At 65.5% G+C, this 21,353-nt stretch carries 14 protein-coding genes; 1 reads left to right on the top strand and 13 read right to left on the bottom strand.

Annotated elements, in window-relative coordinates; translation table 11 throughout:
- Nucleotides 1–8: 8 nt before the first annotated feature.
- Nucleotides 9–1,244: a glycosyltransferase family 2 protein gene (locus BR00_RS09830; protein ID WP_496477421.1), complete on the top strand. Its 1,236-nt coding sequence runs from the start codon at nt 9–11 to the stop codon at nt 1,242–1,244.
- Here BR00_RS09830 and BR00_RS09825 read toward each other — a convergent pair.
- The 13 genes from BR00_RS09825 to murD all read right to left on the bottom strand — a co-directional run bounded on the left by BR00_RS09825 (nt 1,241) and on the right by murD (nt 21,352).
- Entirely contained in the window at nt 1,241–2,593 is a 1,353-nt protein-coding gene (locus tag BR00_RS09825) for a protoporphyrinogen/coproporphyrinogen oxidase (protein ID WP_496477420.1), read from the bottom strand. The genes BR00_RS09830 and BR00_RS09825 overlap by 4 nt on opposite strands.
- Nucleotides 2,593–4,212 carry a glycosyltransferase family 2 protein gene (locus BR00_RS09820; RefSeq protein WP_496477419.1) on the bottom strand — a complete coding sequence of 540 codons (1,620 nt, stop codon included), beginning with the start codon at nt 4,210–4,212 and terminating at the stop codon, nt 2,593–2,595. The genes BR00_RS09825 and BR00_RS09820 overlap by 1 nt, the downstream gene beginning before the upstream one ends.
- 67 nt (nt 4,213–4,279) lie before the next feature.
- Nucleotides 4,280–5,041, bottom strand: coding sequence for a hypothetical protein (locus tag BR00_RS09815; protein WP_496477418.1), 762 nt, complete (start codon nt 5,039–5,041; stop codon nt 4,280–4,282).
- Complete coding sequence (locus tag BR00_RS09810) at nt 5,023–6,000, bottom strand: glycosyltransferase family protein (protein WP_496477417.1); 978 nt, start codon at nt 5,998–6,000, stop codon at nt 5,023–5,025. The genes BR00_RS09815 and BR00_RS09810 overlap by 19 nt, the downstream gene beginning before the upstream one ends.
- A complete protein-coding gene (locus BR00_RS09805; RefSeq protein WP_496477416.1) occupies nt 5,997–11,471 on the bottom strand; it encodes a GH36-type glycosyl hydrolase domain-containing protein in 5,475 nt (1,824 codons plus the stop codon). The genes BR00_RS09810 and BR00_RS09805 overlap by 4 nt, the downstream gene beginning before the upstream one ends.
- The gene (locus BR00_RS09800; protein WP_496477415.1) at nt 11,468–13,066 is read right to left on the bottom strand and encodes a radical SAM protein; all 1,599 of its coding nucleotides are present in this window, start codon (nt 13,064–13,066) and stop codon (nt 11,468–11,470) included. The genes BR00_RS09805 and BR00_RS09800 overlap by 4 nt, the downstream gene beginning before the upstream one ends.
- 65 nt (nt 13,067–13,131) lie before the next feature.
- Nucleotides 13,132–14,364, bottom strand: a complete 1,233-nt coding sequence (ftsZ, locus tag BR00_RS09795) for a cell division protein FtsZ (protein WP_496477414.1) — start codon at nt 14,362–14,364, stop codon at nt 13,132–13,134.
- A 70-nt stretch (nt 14,365–14,434) separates the two neighbouring features.
- Nucleotides 14,435–15,661 (bottom strand): cell division protein FtsA, encoded by a 1,227-nt coding sequence (gene ftsA, locus BR00_RS09790; protein ID WP_496477413.1) that lies wholly within the window; start codon nt 15,659–15,661, stop codon nt 14,435–14,437.
- Between the two features lie 2 nt (nt 15,662–15,663).
- A complete protein-coding gene (locus BR00_RS09785; protein WP_496477412.1) occupies nt 15,664–16,536 on the bottom strand; it encodes a cell division protein FtsQ/DivIB in 873 nt (290 codons plus the stop codon).
- A complete protein-coding gene (gene murC / locus BR00_RS09780) occupies nt 16,526–17,887 on the bottom strand; it encodes a UDP-N-acetylmuramate--L-alanine ligase (RefSeq protein WP_496477411.1) in 1,362 nt (453 codons plus the stop codon). The genes BR00_RS09785 and murC overlap by 11 nt, the downstream gene beginning before the upstream one ends.
- The gene (murG, locus tag BR00_RS09775) at nt 17,884–18,957 is read right to left on the bottom strand and encodes an undecaprenyldiphospho-muramoylpentapeptide beta-N-acetylglucosaminyltransferase (RefSeq protein ID WP_496477410.1); all 1,074 of its coding nucleotides are present in this window, start codon (nt 18,955–18,957) and stop codon (nt 17,884–17,886) included. Before murG ends, murC begins: the two co-directional genes overlap by 4 nt.
- Entirely contained in the window at nt 18,954–20,066 is a 1,113-nt protein-coding gene (gene ftsW, locus BR00_RS09770; RefSeq protein WP_496477409.1) for a putative lipid II flippase FtsW, read from the bottom strand. The genes murG and ftsW overlap by 4 nt, the downstream gene beginning before the upstream one ends.
- A complete protein-coding gene (gene murD, locus BR00_RS09765; RefSeq protein WP_496477408.1) occupies nt 20,063–21,352 on the bottom strand; it encodes a UDP-N-acetylmuramoyl-L-alanine--D-glutamate ligase in 1,290 nt (429 codons plus the stop codon). Before murD ends, ftsW begins: the two co-directional genes overlap by 4 nt.
- Between the last annotated feature and the right edge of the window lies 1 nt (nt 21,353).

The following is a 21,353-nucleotide window of genomic DNA, read 5'->3' as shown; positions in this document are numbered from 1 at the left end:
AGCCCGCTATGCCCCCCATCCTCAGCATCATCATCCCCGTCTACGGCCAGTGGCGGCTCACCCGGGACTGCCTCCACAGTCTGCAGAAGGAACTTCCTGCCTGGCCGCTGGAAATCATCGTGGTGGACAACGGCTCCACGGACGAGACAATCCACGAGCTCCCTCAGCTCGGTTCCGCCCTCTTCGGCGCCGCCTTCCGGCTGGTTCGGCATCCCACCAATTTAGGCTTCGCCCGGGGCTGCAACAGCGGCGCTGCCCAGGCCCAGGGCGAATTTCTCTTTTTTCTCAACAACGACACGCTCGCCCTGCCTGAGTTTGCGGGACCTCTCGTAGCGACCCTGCGCGCGGAGGGCGGCATCGTCGGCAGCCGCCTGCTCTACCCCGGCGGCGAGCGGGTGCAGCACGTAGGCGTGGCCTTCACCCCAGGGCCCAAGGTGTGCCATGTGTTCGAGCAATTTCCCGCCAGCCACCCGGCAGTCAGCCGCTCGCGCCGCGTGCAGGCGGTCACCGGAGCGGCCCTGGCTCTACCGCACGAACTCTTTGTGCGCCTTGGCGGCTTCGACGAAGGCTACACCAACGGCCTGGAAGACGTGGACCTGTGCCTGCGCGCCCAGGAGCTCGGAGAACCCATTTGCTGCCAGCCCCAGAGCACCCTCATCCACTTCACCAGCCAGACTCCAGGGCGCTTCGACGCCGAGACCGCCAATGCCCAACGCTTTGCCGCCCGGTGGCTGGGGCGCATCTGCCCCGACTTCCATCGCCACCTGGAGGCCGCAGGCTACGCCATGGGGCTGTCGGCCAGCCTCCACCCGGTCATGACCCTATCCGAGACGCGGCGCCTCCAGATGGAGGAGCGATTCGCCCGGACCATGGATCCGGCCCAGTGGCTGGCTGCCATGACCGAAGAGCCCCTCTGGCAACCCGCCTACGAACGCCTGGCCGGTTGGCTGGAGGGCCGAGGCGCCTGGCGCGACGCCGCGGCCCTGCGCCTGCTGGCAGCCCAGTTTTTCCCCGATCAGGCGCAGTTCCTTTCCCTGGCCCGGGCTGCCACCCGCGCCGGCGACCATGCCCTGGCCCGCTACGCCGGGCGGCTGCTGGAGGACGAACGCGCCGCTGCCCGCCGCCTCCCGGAGCTCACGGCCTATGCCCGGCACCTGAGCGACACCCTGGCTGCCCAGGGAGAAAAAGATCTGGCCAGTCTCTACGCTACCTGGGCCGGGGCGCGTGCCGCCACACCCACCTAGCGCTGTATCCGATACACCTGCTCCGGGGTGCCGAGCACCATGCGCTCCGCCCACTCCATGCCCTGGACCACGCTGTGGTCCATGTTGGCCACCTCGTACTTCCAGCCGCCAAAACGGCCCCGAGAGAAGATCTGCCGCGCTTCCAGCCAGGGCTGGATGGTGGCCAATGCCTGGTCTCGACCCAAAGTAGGCACCGGGTAGCCGTACTCCACCCGGTGCTCCCAACGGGTCACGACGGCGTCTTCGGCATGCATGAGGGTCACGTTCTGAAGCCCTTGGATGACGGTGCCTTCCAGGGCGTCCAGATCTTCCGGCTTGTGGCGCGAAAAAGAGGTCTCGCTCATGAAGGCCATCTGTTTTCCGGGCTCGGCCACGTTGAAGGGCGAATAGTTGTGGAAGTTGGTCACACGGTAGAAGGGACAATTGGATTCCGGGAAATACATCCAACATGTAGGGTCCTCACGCACTCCTGCAATGCCAATGCCCGACACACAGACCCCGTTGTGTTCCAAAAGGAAGGCCGCCTCTACCAGATGCGGGGCATTGGGGTGCATGATCTGCGAGACAAAAAGATCGAGCGGTATAGTGGAGAGCAAATGCGCATAACCAACGCAATGCCCATCACCGTAGGTGACGATTTTCTTCTCCCAATCCACCTGGTGCACCGGGGCCTGGTAGCGGATGTGATCCGCAATGCCTTCGGCAATGCGCCGGAAAATGGCCCCGGTACCGCCATGTTTAGGGAAACGAAACACTGCATTAGGACCCCAATCGGTGGCGTCTTCTTCCAGGATGATGTGCCGCAGCACCTCCTCCAGGTCCACCACGGCCACGCGCTCACCGATCCAGCGAAAATCCATGGCCTCGGCCGGGGTGGCCCAAACCTTGAAATTGTATGGCTGCATGAAAAGCCGGGTAATGCCCGCCCCGAACACGGCCTCCATCCACTGGCCAAAATGGGCCGCTTCCTGCGGTGCAACGCGGGAGGCCAAAAGGCCCTGCACGCATTCCCACACCAGTTCCTTGGGCAAATGGCGGATGTTGTTTTGGAAGGGATAGGGGATCCACCGGTCCGCCAGGCGCACCCGGGCCAGACGCTGATGGGTGAGGGCGTCCTCGCCCAGGGCCTCATCCAACAAGCGCAAAAACGGCTCCAGGCGAGAAAAGACCACATGGCCGCCGATATCCCAGGTGAAGCCCGCCGCGTCGCGAAAGCTTGCCGACAGACCGCCAGCATAGTCCTGCCGCTCCAGGAGCAGAAAATCCTCGATGCCCAATTGCCGAAGGCGCACGCCTGCCCCAAGACCCGTGGGACCAGCGCCGATGATGAGATACCGCACCTGTTCCATTATTCCCCCGTCTCTGCAAGCCAAGCCCGCACCCGAGCAAACTTCGGCCAAAGGTCGTCCTCCAAGGCCTGGGTCTCCCGCTCCATGAGCTCCTTCCAGGTCTCCTCGCTGTATTTTTTCTGCAGCTTGTCCAAGTTGGCCGCGGCATTGGCCCATTGCGTGGCGCTGGTGGCTGCGGCCAGCCCCGTGCGCTTGAAATGGCGGATGGCCACATGCCCCTGGTACACCGCCACACGGCCGGCGGTGAGCATGCGCACATCGCGCTCCAAGTCATCGTACTGGGAAGGCGAAAAGCGGATGTCAAACTCCCCTTCCGCGGCCACGGCCCGCGCATCCAAAAGGTGGCAGCAACCCGTGACCGAGGCGCACGGCCGCAGATACGCAAAGGCCCCCCAGTTCAAGACCTGATGGTGCAAATCCGACACCTTGAAACGACGGCCTTCTTCCGATGCCGGGGCCAGGTGCAGATCCACACTCTGGAGCACCCAGGGCCGAGTGGCGTCCACCACCTGACACCCCCAGACTCCGGCCTCCGGAGCGCGCACACGCGCCACCCAAAGCCTTTCCAACCAATCCACGGGGACCTCCACATCGTCGTCTACGTACACCAACCAAGGAAGGCCGCTTTTGAGAAACTCGGCGCGGATCCAATTGCGAGCCGCAGGCGCGCCGATATTCACCGGCAAGGTGATGGTGCGCATGGCCGGCCCAAGCTGCTCCTGCCACCGCGCCATGACCGCCTTGGCCGGCGCGGCGCAGCCATTGTCGAGCACCCAGAGTTGCGCCCCATGCAGGCGCGAGGCCGCAAGGCTCGCCAAGGTGCGGTCCAGATCTTCGGGCTTGTCCAAGGTATAGGTGGCCACCACTCCAGCCGTCTCTGGGACGCAGCGGGCAATCGAGACGCCTTCCACAAGATCGAAGAGCACGAGCACGGCCTGCAGCAGCCAGGGCCATTGCCGCAACAGGCGCCGCCACGCCGGGCGGGCGGCGTCCACACCGCCCACGCGCGTTACGGCCAAGGCCTCCCCAAAAGCGGCCACGGGCCCAGGCACCTGGGGGGCAAGGGCGGCCACGCCTTCCCAGTCTCCTCGCACCGCGGCAAGCTCCATGGCCACTGCCGAAGCAAGGGGAGGGAGGGCCTGCGTGAGCGCGGACACTGCCTGCTCCACCAAGGAAGGCCGGTCATCAAACAGGCCGATGGTCACAGCGTGCCGCACCCAAAAGAGATTTCCCGGATCCCGGGCAAGCTCCCGGGCGATCAGGGTCTCCAAGCGGCCAAGATCCCGGCGCGCCACGAGGCGTGCAAGGGGCGTCGTTTCCGGCGGCCGCCACGAAGCCGCCGCAATGCGGGCAAGGCGGCGCACCGGCTCTGGGACCCCCGGCGAGCGCTCGGCCACGGCCGCCACCTGAGCGGCCACAGCGCCGTCGAGCATGCTTCCGCTGCACCAGGCCGCCACCAGCAAGTCCACCCCCAAAGGCAGCAGCTCCGGCTGCGCCGCCCCGGCCTCCAGCACCTCCGTGGCCAGGCCCATGAGATGGAGCGGCCCCACGCTTCCCTGAAGCAGCCCCCGCCGCGCGCAGACGGGGAGCTTCGGCCAGAGCCGACGGATGTCCACCATGCACGTTCCTCCTTGAAGTAGGAATAGGTCCACGGCAGGGCCGCGGACGAGCGCCTCCGAAAGTGCGTCACCGCGTGCAGGGATGCTCGTGCATCTCTTTACTCCAGCGCTGGATGCGCTCCCGGAAATCCGGGCCCAGATGCCGGGTAAGGAAGGCGGCCTCCAGACGGGCGGCGTGCTCCAAAAACCCAGGATCACGGCGGGCCGAGGCATGGAACACGTGGCGCGCCACCAGTTGGTGGTCCACCACCACCTGCCAGCCCAGATCCACAGCCCGGGCGGAAAGCACCACATCCACGCCGTAGCCAGGGAGGTTGTCCTCCCAATGCAGCCCACAGCCGGCCAAAAAATCCAAATGCAGGAGAGGTGCCACTCCGTCGCAAAAGCGCACGGTACGAAAGCCGCCCCCCCGCCGGGCCACCATCTGCGGGTGATAGGGATGGGCGGTAAACCCAGGACTATACACCGCCACTGGCCCGATGGCGGCGGAAATCTCCCCAAGCCGCGCCCAGGCCTGGGCAATGGGCCGCGGAGTCATCCAGGAGAGGTCGTCGTTGAGAAACCAGAGGTGGGAAAAACCTTCCTGGCGTGCGCGCACAACAGTCCAGGCCAAGGCCCCGCCCCAAAAGAGGTTCTGGGAAAGCCGTACCCAGGCGCCGGCAAAGGGGATCGGGGCGGCGTTGTCGAGTACCCGTACCACCCCCGGGGCAAGCCCCTCTTCCATCTGCGCCACCAGACGCGCGGTGCGCCGGGGATCCCCATAGTGGAGCACCACCACGGCCAAGTGGGAACGAAAGTCCAAAGGCCAGGCTAGAGGCCCCGTACCCACGCCGCCACCTCCGCAGCCTGATGATCCGCATCGTAGGCCGCCGCGGTCTCCCAGGCCGCGGCGCGCACCTTGCGGCAGGCGTCGGCAACCTCCAGGCACGCCGCCGCCCGCTCCAGGGCCAGGGCCGCGCCCAGCATATCGCCATCCGCCACCCACCAGCCATTGCCGCCCCAGGGCACCGGCCGCAGCGAAAACCCCTGGGGAAGCATGCCCTCGGGCTCCACAGACCGGGCATAGTCCCAGCCGCCAAAGCCCGTGGTCCCCACCACCAGGCAGCCGCAGGCCAGGGCCTCCAAGGGAGGCAGCGGACAGCCCTCGGGAAAGCCGGTGGCAAGAAAGATGGGGCAGGAACGCAGCACCTCGGCCACCCCCGCCGGGTCCAAACCATGGATGGGGATCCATTGCCACGCCAGATGCGGATTGCGCTCGGCAACGATGCGGCGCACGCCCTCGGCCATGGCCTTGTTTTTGCGCGGCATGAAGGCCACGCGCAGGGGATGGGGAACCGGAAACGCAGCAGGGGGATGGAATCGGGAGCGGTCGATGGCCGGCCGCACCACTGCAGGCGCTTTCCCGGTCACCTGCTCGATATACCAGGCCACCGGCTGGGAGACCGCAAGAAACTCCACCGGCAGGTCCTGCCAGCGCACCCCTTCGGCGAGCCCATGAAAGAGGTACGCCCAGTTCTGGCAGTAGACCACCAACCGGCAGCCTGCGCGGACCCCCAAGGTGAGGGCGCCCGGCCAGCCCTCGGGCACCACGAGGACGTCGCCTGCGGCAAGGGGGGCGCTGCGCGCCGCCTGCCAGGGGAGATCCGAAGCCTCGGCGAGCGGTTCCTCCCAGCAAAGCACCCCAGCCAGGGCACCCTGCGCCCGCAGCTGCCGCGCCACCTGCACCAGCACCCGCATGCCGCCGCTCACCACCGGCCGGGGCGGGACGAAGACCCATACTCGAATCACCGGCGCTCCCCTTGGTCCGTGCGGACATCCGGATTCGAAGCTTCGTACACGCACACCCCACCGACGCTTATCCGACGCACGGCAAGCTCCGGGTTGAGGGCCGTCAAGCGGGCGTCCACCGTGGGCTTACCCCGTTCAAAGCGTAAGCCCAAAATCCCGTACATGGCCCAGAGCATGCGGGCGGCAGCGCCGGTGTACCAACTCCATCCCCCCCGACCCTCGTAACCCGGACCAAAGGAGATGTCCGCCGCCTGCTGGTGGGGAGCAAGCCCGTACACGGACATGGTTTCCGGAAGCGTATGGGTCAGCGGCGAGATCTTGAGCCACAGGCGCAGGGCCTGGCGGCGGAGCTGCGCCGCACGCTCCACATCCCCCTGGGCCAACACCTGACGGGCAAGGGCCACCAAGGCGTCCACCAGCCAGGACGACCCGTGGGAATACTGGCCGCCGTTTTCCCGCACCCCCGGCGGATAGTCGGCGATACGCCCGGGGTAAGGGGTGGAACGCTCAGTAAAGGGCGGGTCGAGAAGCTGCACCAGGTTGGGTTTTTCCAGGGAAGCCGCGCCGCGCACCAGGGCCGCCTCTGCCTGGGGCAGGTACACGGCCCCCGAAAGCATGGGCCAGGCCGCGGTCAGGGCATCGAGATAGTCGAGCTCCTCACCCGCATCGGTAAAGGCGCGCACGAAGTGATCCTCGCGCCAGGCGGTCTGCAGAGCGATCCCCAGCGTCTGCGCGCGCCGCAGCAGCTGGCGGGACAGACGCTTTTTGCCGCGGCTGGCGGCTGCCTCCGCCACCTGACGCAAGGTGAGATGGAGGAAAAACCCCAACCACACGCTCTCGCCTTTGCCGCGCACGCCCACGGCCGACAGGCCGTCGTTCCAATCATGGGCGAGCATGAGCGGGAGTCCATGGCGACCGCGACGGCGCCACGTGCGCTCCACCGCACGCAGGCAATGCTCCAGCACCGTGCCCCGATCCCGGGAGGGCGTCGGCGCAAAGGCAATGCCCTCGGCACCAGGGGGAATGGGGCGCCCCTCCATAAAGGGCACGCGCTCGTCCCAAATGGAGTCATCCCCCGTGGTCTCCACATAATGGGCCACCAGATACGGCAGCCACAGATGCGGGTCCGAGGCGCGGTTGCGCATGCCGAAGCCCGTAGCCCCGTCCGGGGCAGGATGCCACCATTGGAGCACATCGCCCGCGAGGAATTGCTGGCTGGCATGGAGCAAGATCTGGCGCCGGGCCAAGGCGGGCATACCCACGCACAAGGGGAGCACGTCCTGAAGCTGGTCCCGGAATCCATACGCCCCGCTGCGCTGCTGCGGCCCCAGGCGCCCCCACAGCCGGGCGGTCAGGATCTGGTACGGCAGCCACACGTTCACCAACCGGTCCACGGCCGGGGCTGAAGTCTCCACCTGGACTCCGCCGGCCAAACGCCGCTGCCACCAGGTCGCCGCCGCCGCCATCTCCCGCTCCACGTCCTCCACGGCATGGATCGCCGCCACTCGCCGCTGACAGTCCTCGGCGCTGGGCTCTTGCCCCACCGCCATCCACACGGCAGTCGTGCCACCGGCAGGCACCCGCACCTCCCCGGTCATGGCGGCCACGCGCAGGCCGTCATCCTCCTGCGTGGTATCGGAATGTCCCATCTCCACGAAATACGGCACGCTCAGGTCCCGGCCTTCGCCCAAAAAGCGGCTCATGACCGTCTCCGAGGCCGTGGTCTCCAAATTCCAGGCCACGTAGGCCACGCCTTTGCGGTACCGGTTTTCCGGCCGGGTAAAGAGGAGCATGGAGCGCGGCGCATCCGCCCAAGCCTCCACCTGGCCACGACTATCTTCGGGGATCTCGGCCAAAATCATCTGCGCATACATGGTCAGGGCCAGACGACGCTCCTTCGAGCCATGGTTGTGCAGGCGCAACAGCCGCAGCTCCATGGGCCGATCCGGGAGCACGGCGATGGTCCAGTCCATGGCGAGGCCGTCCACCTTCTTGTGGAAGCGGCACCAGCCCAGGCCGTACTCCACGCGGCATTCGGCCTCAGGCTCCCGGAAGGGGACGAGCAAGGGCGAGGTCACCCGGCCGTTCTCCAGGTCGCGCACATAGAGCATCTGCCCGGGTTCCTGCACCGTCGTGGCATCGGCGCTATAGGGCGTCAGGGCGTTCTGCTGGGAGTTGCCCCAAAATGAGGCGATGGCGCCGTCATTGGTCACCACCACGCCATAGCCGAGGGGATTGACCATGAGGTGGGCAAACCGCCGCGGGGTGACCCCCGGCACCTCCACGCTGGGGACTTGGTCCCTAAAGGCAAACCACGGGCCCTGCTGTTGGGAGAGTGCCGCGGCAAGGTCTGGCTCGACCATGGGCAGGGAGGTCGGCTGCCCCTTGGGCCGCGCGGGCAAGGGGTCGATGCCTGCCAGGCGGGCGGCCAGATTCATGGCGGCCTCGGGGGTCGGTCCGTACGCGTCCACGAGCACAAAGGCCGTGGTATCCCCCGGCGCCAGATCCACGGCCAGACGAAAGGCCGCGATGGGATCGAAGGTGACGTGGAGACTCTGGTCGGAGACGGGTTGCGGCGCTGCCCAAAGCCCCTGCGGCCGACGCAGCGTGCCATGGCCCAAAAAACGCAGCCGACTGTCTTCATAGCCCACCAGCCGGGACTCGTCCTCCAAGCCGGCCACCAAGTGCACATAGGTCTCGCGCGTTGGCCGGGGAGGGTCGCCTGCCTTGAGCTGGCGGTTGTTGGCAAGGATGGCGGCCGAACGCGGGGCAGGGCTCTCCTCCACCACGCACCAGGTGGTGATGTGCTGGCGATTATAAAAAGGATGCCGAGCCTGGGCCGAGGGATCGTTCAGGGTGAGTTCCCGATATGAGGTGATCTCCAACTGCACCGACGCCTCCGAGACATTGGTGAGGTGGACGATCCACGCCTCACCCGGCGCGTCCTCCGCCACTACGGCGTCCATGCGCGCCTCGATGCCCTGACACGAGCAGGTCTGCCGCACGGAGAGATCGTCCAGGCGCACCACGGTGTGCACCGCATCAGGATGCCGCGTAGGCCGGCAGCCGAGGCTCCACAAGGCTTCACCTGCACGAAAGTACACGATGCGGCCCACGTCGTGGGCTCGAGACAGAGGCCGAGCGGTGAGGTCGATCTCGTGTCCATGACGCGCAGCCCGAAATACCCGTGCATAGCCGCGGCCATCCCGACCAAAGACGGAGGCATACACCCCGTTGTGCACCACGATGTCCTCCGCCGGACACCGCCCTGCGGCGCGCACGGCACACGCTGGCGACATCCGCCTGCGGGCCGTGAACACCATGACCCCGCTGCCCGCCAGAAACAAAACCATCACCGGAACGAGCACACCAATCTGCCCTGCACCCGTACGGCTCACGGCCTCCGCCCCATCCCATACGTAGGCCCAGTCCGCCCCCATGGGCAAATAAAAGGGGATGAGCAGCGGCGCCCAGGTGGCAAAACGCCGCACCGCTTCGGGGATGCAGCGCGAACGCACCCGCGCCCCAAGGAAACGGGCCAAAAATTCGTCCAACCGGTCGCCCCCTACAAAGGACAGGTTCACCAGCGTGGCCACCCGCAGGCCCATGTGATCGAACCAGATAAGGATGCGAAACCAGTCATACGCCAAAATGCTCAGAAAGACCTCCCGGCTCCACAGGCGGAAGGCAGAGGGGTCCAGACGCCAATCCTGAATGATGGCGGCAAGCGTGCGCACCAAGCCGTCCTGGTTGTACCAGGTAGGGTCAGGGGAAATACGCAAAAACGAGTAGATGACCGGCGCCATCCACAGCCCCCAGCGCAGTACCCGCACCGTGCCCTCGGCAACAAGCACCACCCCTTCACGGCTGGCGAGCAGCCGAAGCGGGGCCCAGGAACGCGCAAACAAAGCCGTCAGCACGAAAAAGTTCACACTGAACAAAGGAGCCGCCAGTGACCAATTGATGACACCGGACACCGACTCCTGGAACAAAAGCAACGCCCCGCCGCCGCGAGGCCCCAAGTTCATGGCGCCCCATTTGCTGAAGAGCGGATAGATGACATAATCGCCGCCCCCTGCGGCGAAGAGGGTGGCGTACTGACGAAATTTATTCACGATAACGGCTGTTTGGGGAGGATCCAGATACCAAGCCATGGCCCCGCCCACAAAGACACCGAGCCCTGCCGCCACCCCATAGGTCCGCCACGAACGCAGATGACGGCGCAGGCCGCAAGCCACTTCGCCCAAATCCCACACCAATGCCCCCCCGGCTCCGGCGATCACCCCAAGGAGCGCGCCCAGCAGGAACCGCTGCCCTGCGGGAAGCGGCACGATCTCCACCGGCGGCAAGGCCGAGAGGGCGAGGCCGAACACCGCGCCGTGCACAAAGAGCGGCCAGCGGCGATAGTTCTCCCTCAGCCGCTGGAAGAACGGCCGCCCGCCGTCGAAAGACTCCAGCACGGTCACGGCCAGGGGCATGACCGTTATCCCCAGGGCCATCCAGGAAAGCGACGGCGCCATGGCAAAGGCGCGCTCCACCCATGGCCAATGGATCACGGCGTCCGCGACCAGCACCAGCCCCAAAAAGAGCGTGCCGTAAGCCGCTCCCCGGCCAAGGCCGTCACGAAACGCAGGGTATCCCCAATACCAGGCGGGCCGGCGGCCGTGCATGGCGTCCATGACCAGGCCGGTCATCAAAAACACCTCGGCCCAAAGACTGCCTTGGGCCAGGGCCACGCCCAGCACCGCCGCCAAAGGAGGAAGCGGGGCAGGCAAGGCCGCGGCCATGGGCGATGCCCCCAGCTCGGCCCACAGAGGCGAAATCCCGGCAGCAGCCGCAGCGAGCACCAAAAGTCCCCACAGCCGCCCCAGACCCAGTACACGCCCCATGCACACGAGGTTCAAGGCCGCGGCCACCCCCACATTGGCAGCAGCCAGCACCACCACTCGGCCCGCCAACTCCTGTCCCCGCGCAGCAAGCGGCAGGGTGCGGGCAAGGCCCTGGAGCATGGCGGGGTTTTGGAGCACAAAGAGGATATTGCCCACCGCCACGATCAGCAGCAGGGCCACAGAGGCCCGCAGCGGCGGCAGGCTCTTGCGCCACAAGGCGTACCCCAACGCCACCCACCCCTGGACCATGGCCGCCAAGACCACCGCCACCTCCGAGAGGCGCAGCACGTCCCCCCACGCCCGCGGCGCTGTCCATACCGCAAGCCCCGGCTGATAGGCCGCCGCCAGCGCCGCCCACACCACGGCCACGGCAATCAGACGATCCCAGGCCATGCGCCCCCCAACCGTCCACACCATGGCAACGCTCGCCCCGCCCCCAACACCGGCCGCCAAAGCAATCATCGCCCACCGGTGCGCCGGCATCCCCACCGCCGTCGCCAGCGCCGGTTGCACGAGTACAGTCACCAGCCCTGCCAGGATTGCCGCCCAAAGAAGGATCAGGACACGAATCACATACCTCATGGCTGCGGCACCTCCTCGAACATCGTTTCCATGATACGCTCCATGCCGCAGCGCCGGCACGCGCTGCACGACCCCGGGGGGCATGCCGGCGTGGGCCGACTGCGGCCAAAGGCTTCCCATTGGCCACGCACATACGCCCGCCGCACCCCGACGTCCAAACGCTCCCACGGCAGGGGATCCGCCACCGGACGCGGCCGACCTGCCTCGGCCTCGATATGTGCCCCATGGTGGCGCCATACCTTCCCCCACCCGTGCTCGGCGGCCTCGACGATCACGGGAAAGGCCGACTCGTCCGCACGGGCAAGATACCCTTGGATACATGCCTGGCGGGCGTTTTCCGCAGAAAAACGCATGCCGCGATGCCGGGCGACCATGGACCGAACCCGGACCATGGCCGCCGCAATGCGCTCCAGAGAGGCCATGGGGGCCCATTGCATGGCGGTCCAGGGCTTGGGCACCAGGGCGCTGGCAGAAAGCTGGATGAGCTTGAGACCTGCAGCGCGGCCTGCCTGCCCGGCGCGCCGGGCCTGCTGGATGCGCTCCAAAAACCCCTCCAATTCCTTGAAATCCGCTTCTTCCTCGCCAGGCCAGCCCACGATGAGATAGAGCTTGAGGGTCTCAAAACGCAGTCGGCTCATGGTGGCCACCACCCGCAGCACGGCATCCTCGTCCAGACCTTTGTTCATGGCGGCCCGCAGCCGAGAGCTCGCGCCCTCCAAGGCCAAGGTCACCGTGCGCACCCCAGCGTGGCGCAAAAACGCCAAAAGGTCTTCGCTCAGACCATCGGCGCGCACGGAAGAGAGGGAAAAATGCGCCCGCCGATCCCGCAACCAGGAAAGAAACGGCATGAGATCCGGCCAGTCGGTAAGCGCCGTGCCGACCAACCCCACCTTGCGCGGAGCGGCCTCTTCCACAATGCGCTGCAGGACCTCCATGGGGGCCTGCCGGGCAGGCCGATAGATGGACCCTGCGGCGCAAAAACGGCACCCATAGGGGCAACCCCGGTTCACCTCGAGGAGAAACATATCCGCAAACCGGGCCTCCGGACTGACGAAGACCGAATGCGCCGGGGTGCGCAAATCCGCGGTCACCTGGCGCCGGACCGGGAGCGGACTTCGTCCCGGGACCAAACACCCAGGGATGGCGGCCATGGCCTCCAAGGCTTGGGCCTTGCCGCCGCCGTTCACCCAAGTGTGGGCGACGGTCTGGGCAACACGGAGGAAGCCCGCTTCGGCCTCACCACACCAAAGGGCGTCCACTGCCGGCAGCACAGGAAAGGGATTGAGGAAGGTCACCGGGCCGCCCACCATGACAAGCGGCCAATCCGGGCGCTCCTGGGCCGACACGGGGACGCCTGCGTCCATGAAGAGCCGCACCAGGGCTGGGTAGTCGCCCTCGAAGTTGAGGCTGGCGAGTACCAGCGGAAAACGGCCCAGCTCCGTGCCGGTGAAGACGGATCTGGGCCGCGAGGATGCGGGATCGGCAAAGACCGGTTCAACGCAGAAAACATCCTGCTCGGCCAGCAGGCGGTATACCACCTGCCAGCCCAGGGTGGACAGAGCTGCCTCCGGGGCCTCCGGGAACACCACGGCCACGGGCAACCTTCCTCCCCATTGCCTCTGCGCCGCCCGAGGAAGGGTGGAAGACAGCCGCACGGAAATCAGTCAGCCTGCATCCGAATGAACGAGGGGATCTCAAACTCCTCCTCGTCAAAGGTGAATTCCGGCTCCTCCGCGGGGCGCAAGGGGCGGACCTTGGGATGCGGACGGTCTTCCGCCGCCGACGCATGCTGCCGTCGCATGTACGTCGGCACCGAGAGGTCGTTCTTCTCACGCCCTTCCATCCCCTGGGGGACGAAATACGGACGATCCTTGGCCTTGGGAGTCGGGGTCGCCGCAGCAGCCTTGGACTTCTCCGGCGCGCTTTGCGCCTCCTGGATGCCGGTGGCGATGACCGTCACCCGCAGCTCCTCGGTGCATTCGGGATCAAAGGCCATACCGAAGATCACGTGGGCATCCGGGTGCACGGCCTCGTGAATGATGGAGGTCGCCTCGTTGAGTTCGTCCATGGAGATGTCGTAACCGCCAGTCACATTGAGAATGACCCCGCGCGCCCCTTCGATGCTGATGTCGTCGAGCAGCGGACTGGTGATGGCCCGCATGGCCGCCTCACGCGCCCGGCCTTCGCCTGTGGCCACACCCGTGCCCATCATGGCGAGCCCCATCTGCTCCATGACCGCCTTCACATCGGCGAAATCCAGGTTGATGAGTCCCGGCACCATGATGAGATCCGAGATGCCTTTCACTGCCTGATGGAGCACTTCGTCCGCCTTGACCAACATCTCCACCACCGGAGTCTTCTTGGGGGCAATGGCGAACAGGCGATCATTGGGCACCACGATGATGCTGTCCACGATCTCCCGGAGCTCCTTGATGCCCCGCTCCGCCTGCTGCATGCGCCGCTTGCCTTCGAAGAAAAAGGGCTTGGTGACCACGGCCACAGTCAAGGCCCCCATTTCCTTGGCCACCCGTGCCACCACCGGGGCCGCGCCGGTGCCGGTGCCGCCGCCCATGCCTGCGGTGACGAACACCATGTCGCACTCACCCAAGGCGTCCCGGATGACGGCCTGACTCTCCATGGCCGCGTCCCGCCCCACGTCGGGATTGGCTCCGGCGCCCAGTCCCTTGGTGAGCTTTTCGCCCAACTGGACCTTGATCTCCGCCTTGGACGTTTTGAGGGCCTGCACGTCCGTGTTGGCGGCGATGAAGGTCACCCCCTGAAGCTGCGAGGCGATCATGTTGTTGATGGCGTTGCCACCACCTCCTCCCACGCCGATGACTTTGATGATGGCCGGGCTTTCCAAGCTATCCGATTCAATCTGCGTAAATTCCATCTTCCCCTCCCACAAGTTCTTAGGGAGCATCCCCTCTCCCCACAGGGTTGTACCGCAACTTCTGGCTTCGTTAGCTAATATCTGCAAACCACTTCTTCATGCGCGACAAAATGGTGTGAAAAACATTGGTGTCCCGAATGCGGATACGGTGTTCCTGACCATGCTGTTCCGCCCCATAGAGGAGCAGTCCCACCGCAGTCGCGTACATAGGATTGTCCACGACATCTTTGAGCCCCCCCACTCCCATGGGCGACGCCGTCCGCGTGGGCAGGTTGAAAATGCGTTCGCTCAGTTCCTGAATACCTTCGATGCGCGACGCCCCGCCCGTGAGCACTACGCCTGCGCCGATGAGGTGCTTGTAGCCCGATCGCACCAATTCTTGATCTACGAGCATGAGCATCTCCTCCATGCGCGGCTCGCAGATTTCCGCCAGCACCTGCCGGGAAAGCCTGCGCGGCTCACGGCCGCCCACGCTGGGCACCTCGATGATGTCATCTTCGTGCACCAATTCGGCCAAGGCGCAGCCATAGCGCACCTTGATGCGCTCCGCCGCTTGGGTGGGGGTGCGCAGGCCGAAGGCGATATCATTGGTGAGATTGGCGCCACCCAAGGGGACGGCGCCGGTATGCTTGATGGAGTTGTCATGAAAGATGATGATGTCCGAGGTGCCGCCGCCGATGTCCACCAAGGCCACCCCGATCTCCCGCTCTTCGTCGGTGAGCACCGCTTTGCTGGAGGCCAAGGCTTCAAGGACGATATCCTCCACATCCAAACCCGATTTATGGCAGGATTTGACGATATTCTGGGCGCTGGTCACCGCGCCGGTAACGATGTGCACCTTCACTTCCAGGCGCACCCCCGCCATGCCGAGGGGGTCGATGATGCCGGTCTGGTCGTCCACGATATATTCTTGGGGCAGGATATGGATCACCTCGCGGTCCAGAGGGATGGCCACGGCCTTGGCTGCGTCGAGCACCCGCTCGATGTCTCGGGCCGTGACCTCGCCGCCTTTGACGGCGATCACCCCGTGACTGTTGAAGCCCTTGATATGGCTTCCAGCAATGCCCGCATACACCGAACGGATTTCACAGCCCGCCATGAGCTCGGCCTCTTCCAAGGCGCGCTTGATGGACTGCACGGTCTGCTCGATGTTCACCACCACGCCTTTGCGCAAGCCCGTGGACGGACTGGTGCCAATGCCTACGATATTGACACCTTCACTATCCACCTCACCCACCACGGCACAAATCTTGGTGGTGCCGATGTCCAAACCCACGATCATTTCCGATTTGGCCATACCTACTCCTTTCCCGACCGGCTCTCGTCCTTTTTCAGGGAAACCCAAGCGCGACCCGGCATGACGAACACGCTGGCGACCTTGTCCATTTCCCCCCGCTGCGTCAAATCTTGCCACAAGCGCCCAAGGCTTTCCACCATGGAAGCGACGTCTCTGCCATCCAATTGCACCAAGATCCGCGGTTTCTCGAGCATCAAACTATACTGCTCCGCACTCTCCTGACGGATCCACGCCACCTGGTGCATGCCAAAGGGCAATTGGTTGCGTTCCATGGCGACGAGCACCTGCTTGAGGCCCGCGCTCACCTCCACGGCTTCGTTCTTCTCCAGCACCGGCAAAGACACGAAGCGCTCCGGCGTCACCGGGGCAATAGGCCGTCCCTCGGCGTCGGCGTAGAAAAACGTCCCTTCCCGCGGCACGAGAAACACCGGCCGTCGCTCCCCGATTTCAATGATCACCGTATCCGGCAAAACCCGCGTCACCGAGGCTTCGCGAATCCACGGGTTGGCAGCGATGCGAGCCCGAACCTCGGCGATGTTGAGGTCGAGCACACTCACGCCCAGCTGCACTCCGCCCATGGCCGCCACCTCCTCCGGGGTGAAGCGCTGCGCCCCCGTAACGGTCAGCTGCCGGAGTTGAAAGAGCTCGTGCCCCGTGATCCACCGATACCCCCACAGGATGCCCAGGCTTATCCCCGCCACAAGCACGCACCCCAAAAGCATCCCCACGGTCCACCGCAATCCGCGCCCCAGAGTGACCCACCACGGGGTCCCCCCGGAAGAGACAGGGCGGCGCGGCTCCCGGGAAACATTCTTCCGCGGCTTGCGGCCCCGGGTGAGCACCACCCGCCGTGCCAGTCGCTCCCTAGCCTTCAAGGTACCGTTGCCCCACCGTCCAAATACTGCCTGCCCCCAAGGTGAGCAGAACGTCCCCTGGCCGCAGGTACTGGGGCAGGGCCGCCTCGAGGGCAGCAAAGTCCGCAAAAAAATGTACCGGCGTATCGGACACCTGACGAATGGCCTGGGCAAGGCTCTGGCCGCTCACCCCGGGAATGGGGTCTTCGCTCGCCGCATAAATCTCGGTGAGCAGCAAGGTGTCCACCCCGGAAAACACCCGGGCGAACTCGCCAAAAAGCGCCTTGGTGCGGGTGAAGCGATGGGGCTGAAAAGCCACCACCAAGCGGCGGTCCGGGTACACCTGCCGGGCCGTGGCCAGGGTGGCGGCGATCTCCGTAGGATGGTGGCCGTAGTCATCCACCACGAGCACACCGCCCCGCTCGCCCTTGCGTTCAAAGCGCCGTCCCACACCCGCGAAATGGGCCAGACCATGGCAGATGGCCTCTGGCGAGATGCCGGCTTCCTGAGCCACCGCGATCACCGCGAGGGCGTTCAACACATTGTGCCGACCTGGCTGCGCCACCACCGCCTCCCCCCAGAGAGAGCCCGCCTCCCACACCCGAAACCGGGAGCCGTGATCCACCTCCAGGACCTCCGCCCGCCAATGGTTGCCGGAGCCAAACCCATAGGTCTGCACCGGGCGCTTGATGCGGGGAAGGATGGCCTGCACCCCGGGGTCATCGCCGCAAGCCACCACCAATCCGTAAAACGGCACATTGTTGGCAAACTGAACGAACGCCGTCTCGATGGCCGCAAGGTCGGGATAAAAGTCGAGGTGATCGGCGTCCACGTTGGTGATCACCGCCACCTGCGGCAGCAAACACAAAAAGGATCCGTCGGACTCATCGGCCTCGGCCACCAGGTACTCCCCTGCCCCCAAACGGGCGTTGGAACCCAAGGCATTGAGCCGGCCGCCGATGATCACCGTGGGGTCCAAGCCCGCCTCGGTGAACACTGTGGCGATGAGCGACGTCGTGGTGGTTTTGCCATGGGTGCCCCCCACCGCCACTCCTATTTTGAGGCGCATGAGCTCCGCGAGCATCTCTGCCCGGGGGATGATGGGGATACCCCGCTCCCGGGCTTCGAGGATCTCGGGATTGTCGTCGCGCACCGCCGACGACCGCACGACCACCTGCGCGTCGCCCACCTGACCGCGGGCATGCCCCAAAAACACGGTGATCCCGAGCTGTCGCAACCGCTGTACCGCAGCGGACTCCGCCAGGTCAGAGCCACGCACCGCGTACCCCAGGGTAGCCAGCACCTCGGCGATGCCGCTCATGCCGGAACCGCCGATGCCGATCATGTGGATTCGCTGAATTTTCGATCTCATGACTTCCTCTGCGCCAAGCGCACGATGTCTTCGGCAAGCGCGCGCGCCGCCTGCGGACGCCCCAGGGCGGCGGCCGCCTTGCCCATGGCCGCCAACCGGTCCGGGGCGGCAAAGAGGTCGGTGAGCATACGCACTACATCCACGCTGGGCAAAACACTCTGGGGAAGCACTACTGCGGCCCCGCGAGCAGCCAAGGCCTGCGCGTTCTTGGTTTGGTGGTCATGGGTGGCGTACGGGAAGGGGACCAAAATACTCGGCTTGCCGGCGGCGGTGAGCTCTGCGATGGTTGTCGCCCCGGCTCGGCACAGCACCACATCGGCAAAGGCGTAGGCCTCGTCCATGGCGTCAATGAAGGGCTCCACCCGGGCCTCGGGGTAGGCGGTGGCGTAGGCCGCCTGCACCCGCGCAAAATCTTCGGGACCGGTCTGATGCCAGAGACGGATTCCCTCGGCGCGCAGACGCGCGGCGTGGGCCAGCATGAGGTCATTGAGGGCGCGGGCCCCTTGGCTCCCCCCCACGACCAAAAGATTGCGGCCCGCCGGCGGGCGCACACCCGCCACGGCGCACACCGCCTGGCGCACCGGATTTCCCGTGCACCGCACCCGTGGCCCCGAAAAAAGGGGGTCCGCCATGTCCGGAAAACTGGTCCACACCTGGTCCACCCAACGCGCGAGCCACCGGTTGGCCGCGCCCGGAATGCTGTTTTGCTCGTGAATCCCGCAAGGGATGCGCAGCACCTTGGCCGCGGCCACGGCAGGAAATCCCGCGTACCCGCCAAAGCCCACCACCACCGCAGGTCGCAGGGAACGCATGAGCCCCAAGGCCATGAGCACGCTGGCCCCGAGCCGCGCCCCGGCGACGGCCCCACGCAGCCCCCGGCCAATGACCCCACGCACCGGCAACCCCACGAAGGGGATGCCCGCCCCATGCGCCATGCGCCCTTCCGGGCCGTAGGTCCCTCCCACAAAGACCACCGCCGCGGTGGGTTCCAGCTGCCGCAAGGCCTCCGCCACGGCCAAGGCGGGAAAAATATGACCGCCCGTACCGCCTGTGGTCAGCACGATGTTCATGGCGCGCCCTCCCGGGAAAGGTTGAGAAGCATACCGACACAGAAAAAGCCCCCCAAGATGTGGCTGCCTCCATAACTCACAAATGGCATGGGGACGCCTTTGGGAGGAAGCAGGCCGAGCACCACCGCGCTATTGAGAAGCGCGCCCAAAAGAATGATGGATCCCATGCCGAGGGCAAGGATGCGCCGCTCCAAGTCCCGCTGCCGCAGGGTGATGGCAAACACCCGCCACAAGATGACCGCCACCAACGCAAAAACCAAGGACAACCCCACAAACCCCAGCTCCTCGCCCATGACGGCCAAGATGAAGTCATTGTGCGCCTCGGGGAGAAAAAAGAGTTTTTGGCGTCCCGCCCCCAGGCCCACGCCCCACCAGCCGCCCGAACCCAACCCATAGAAGGACTGCACCAATTGGTAGCCCGTGTTCTGGGCGTCTTGAAAGGGATCGAGAAAAGCAAAGGCCCGCTTCAAACGATACGGGGAATGGATCACCAAAAGGATGCCCCCCACCACGGCCAAAAGCACCGACGCCCCCAAAAAGATGAGGCGCGTGCCCCCCACAAAGCAGAGCAGAAACAAGATGGCGGCCAAAAACACCGAGCCGCCAAAGTCCGGCTGGAGCATGAGGAGCAAGCAAAAAAGGGCGGTCATCAAAAGCGGCGGCAAAAAACCCACGCTAAAGGTCTTCACCTTCTCCTGTTTGCGCGAGAAAAAGTACCCCAGATACAAGACCAGGGCGATCTTGGCCATTTCCAGGGGCTGGAAGGAAAGCGGTCCCAGGTGCAGCCACCGCCTGGCCCCGCCGATGCGTACGCCAAGGGGGGAGGCCAAGGTCAAAATGAGCAGCACCAAGGCAAAAAACACCCACCAATAGACATGACGCTGAAAGAAGGTCACCGGGATGCGCATGGCCGCCATCATGGCCATCAGCCCCAGCCCCACGAAAAAGAGTTGCTTTTGGAAGAGCACGTATTTGCTGCCCATGGTCTTTTCCGCCACGATACCGCTGGCGGAGAACACCATGATGAGCCCCAAAACCGTGAGACACAACACCGCGGCCAAAAGCGGCACATCCCACGAGGGCTTCCGCATGCCTTGAGGCGCGCTCATCCCTCAACCCCCATGGCGCGACGGGCAGCCGCAGCAAAGGTCTGGCCGCGCTCCTTGTAGTTGGCGAACAGATCGAAGCTCGCCGTGGCCGGAGAAAGGAGCACGGTCTCTCCGGAGGTAGCCATCTTCGCGGCCTCGACCACAGCCTCCTCCAGGGTGGGATGCCAAGAAAGGGGGAGCCCCAAGTGCTCCCAGGCTGCGGTGAACACCTCCCGGCTTTGGCCGAACAAATGGATGCTGCGGCAGCGCTCCCGGATCAGCGGAGCGAGCGCCGCGGGATCTCCGCCTTTGAACACCCCGCCCGCCAAGAGCCGCACCGGCCGTTCTTGGGCCGTCAGGGCCGCCGCCAGGGCATCCAGCGTCGTGGCCTTGGAATCATCCACAAAACGTACCCCATCCTTTTCGAACACCACTTCCTGGCGATGGGGAAGCCCCTGAAAATCCTTGACCGCTGCGGCAAAAGCCGCCTCGTCCACACCGAAAAAGCGGCAGGCATGCCATGCCGCCTCCACATTGGCTTGGTTGTGGGCCCCAGGAAGCCCCGGACACACAAACCGCTGCACTGCGGTGACGTACACCCGCCGCGCCCGAATCCAGCCCCCGCGCTCCACCTCCTCCTTGAGCCCCAGCGGCAGCACGGCCAAGTCCGCCGCGGTCATGCGCGCAAAGAGCTGCATCTTGGCGGCGCGGTATTCGTCCATGTCGGCGTGGTAATCCAAATGGTTGGGAGAGATATTGAGGAGCACCCCCACGCGCGGATGAAAGGCACTTACTGTCTGGAGCTGAAAACTGGAGACTTCCAGCACCACAACGTCCGCCTGGTCCCCGGAGAGCACGTACTCACACAGCGGCGTACCGATATTGCCGCCCACGAAGACCCGGCGGCCCGTATGCTGCAGCACATGTCCGATCACGGAAGTGGTGGTGGTCTTGCCGTTGGATCCGGTCACGGCCACCATGGGTTCGCTCACAAACCAGCTGCCCAGCTCCAGCTCCCCGATGAGGGTCGTGCCTGGAGGCACCAACGGGGCGATGCGCGCCCGCGGGATCCCAGGGCTGAGCACCACCATCTGGCAGTGGGCAAAATCCTCCGCCCGGTGCTCTCCGACGCTCACGGAAAATTCCTCCGCGGCCGCCTCCGCCAAGCTCTCCGAACGCGTGTCGTGCACCCGCACCTCGGCCCCCAAGGCGCGCAGCAGACGCGCCGCCGCCATGCCCGAACGCCCGGCGCCCACTACCGCCACCTGGTGTCCACGCAATTGGTCGGGATTGATCATTGCTCGCATG

Source organism: Thermodesulfomicrobium thermophilum DSM 16697, from assembly GCF_059568695.1.
The sequence above is the reverse complement of the archived record's forward strand: the minus strand, read 5'-3'. Positions and strand labels throughout refer to the sequence as shown.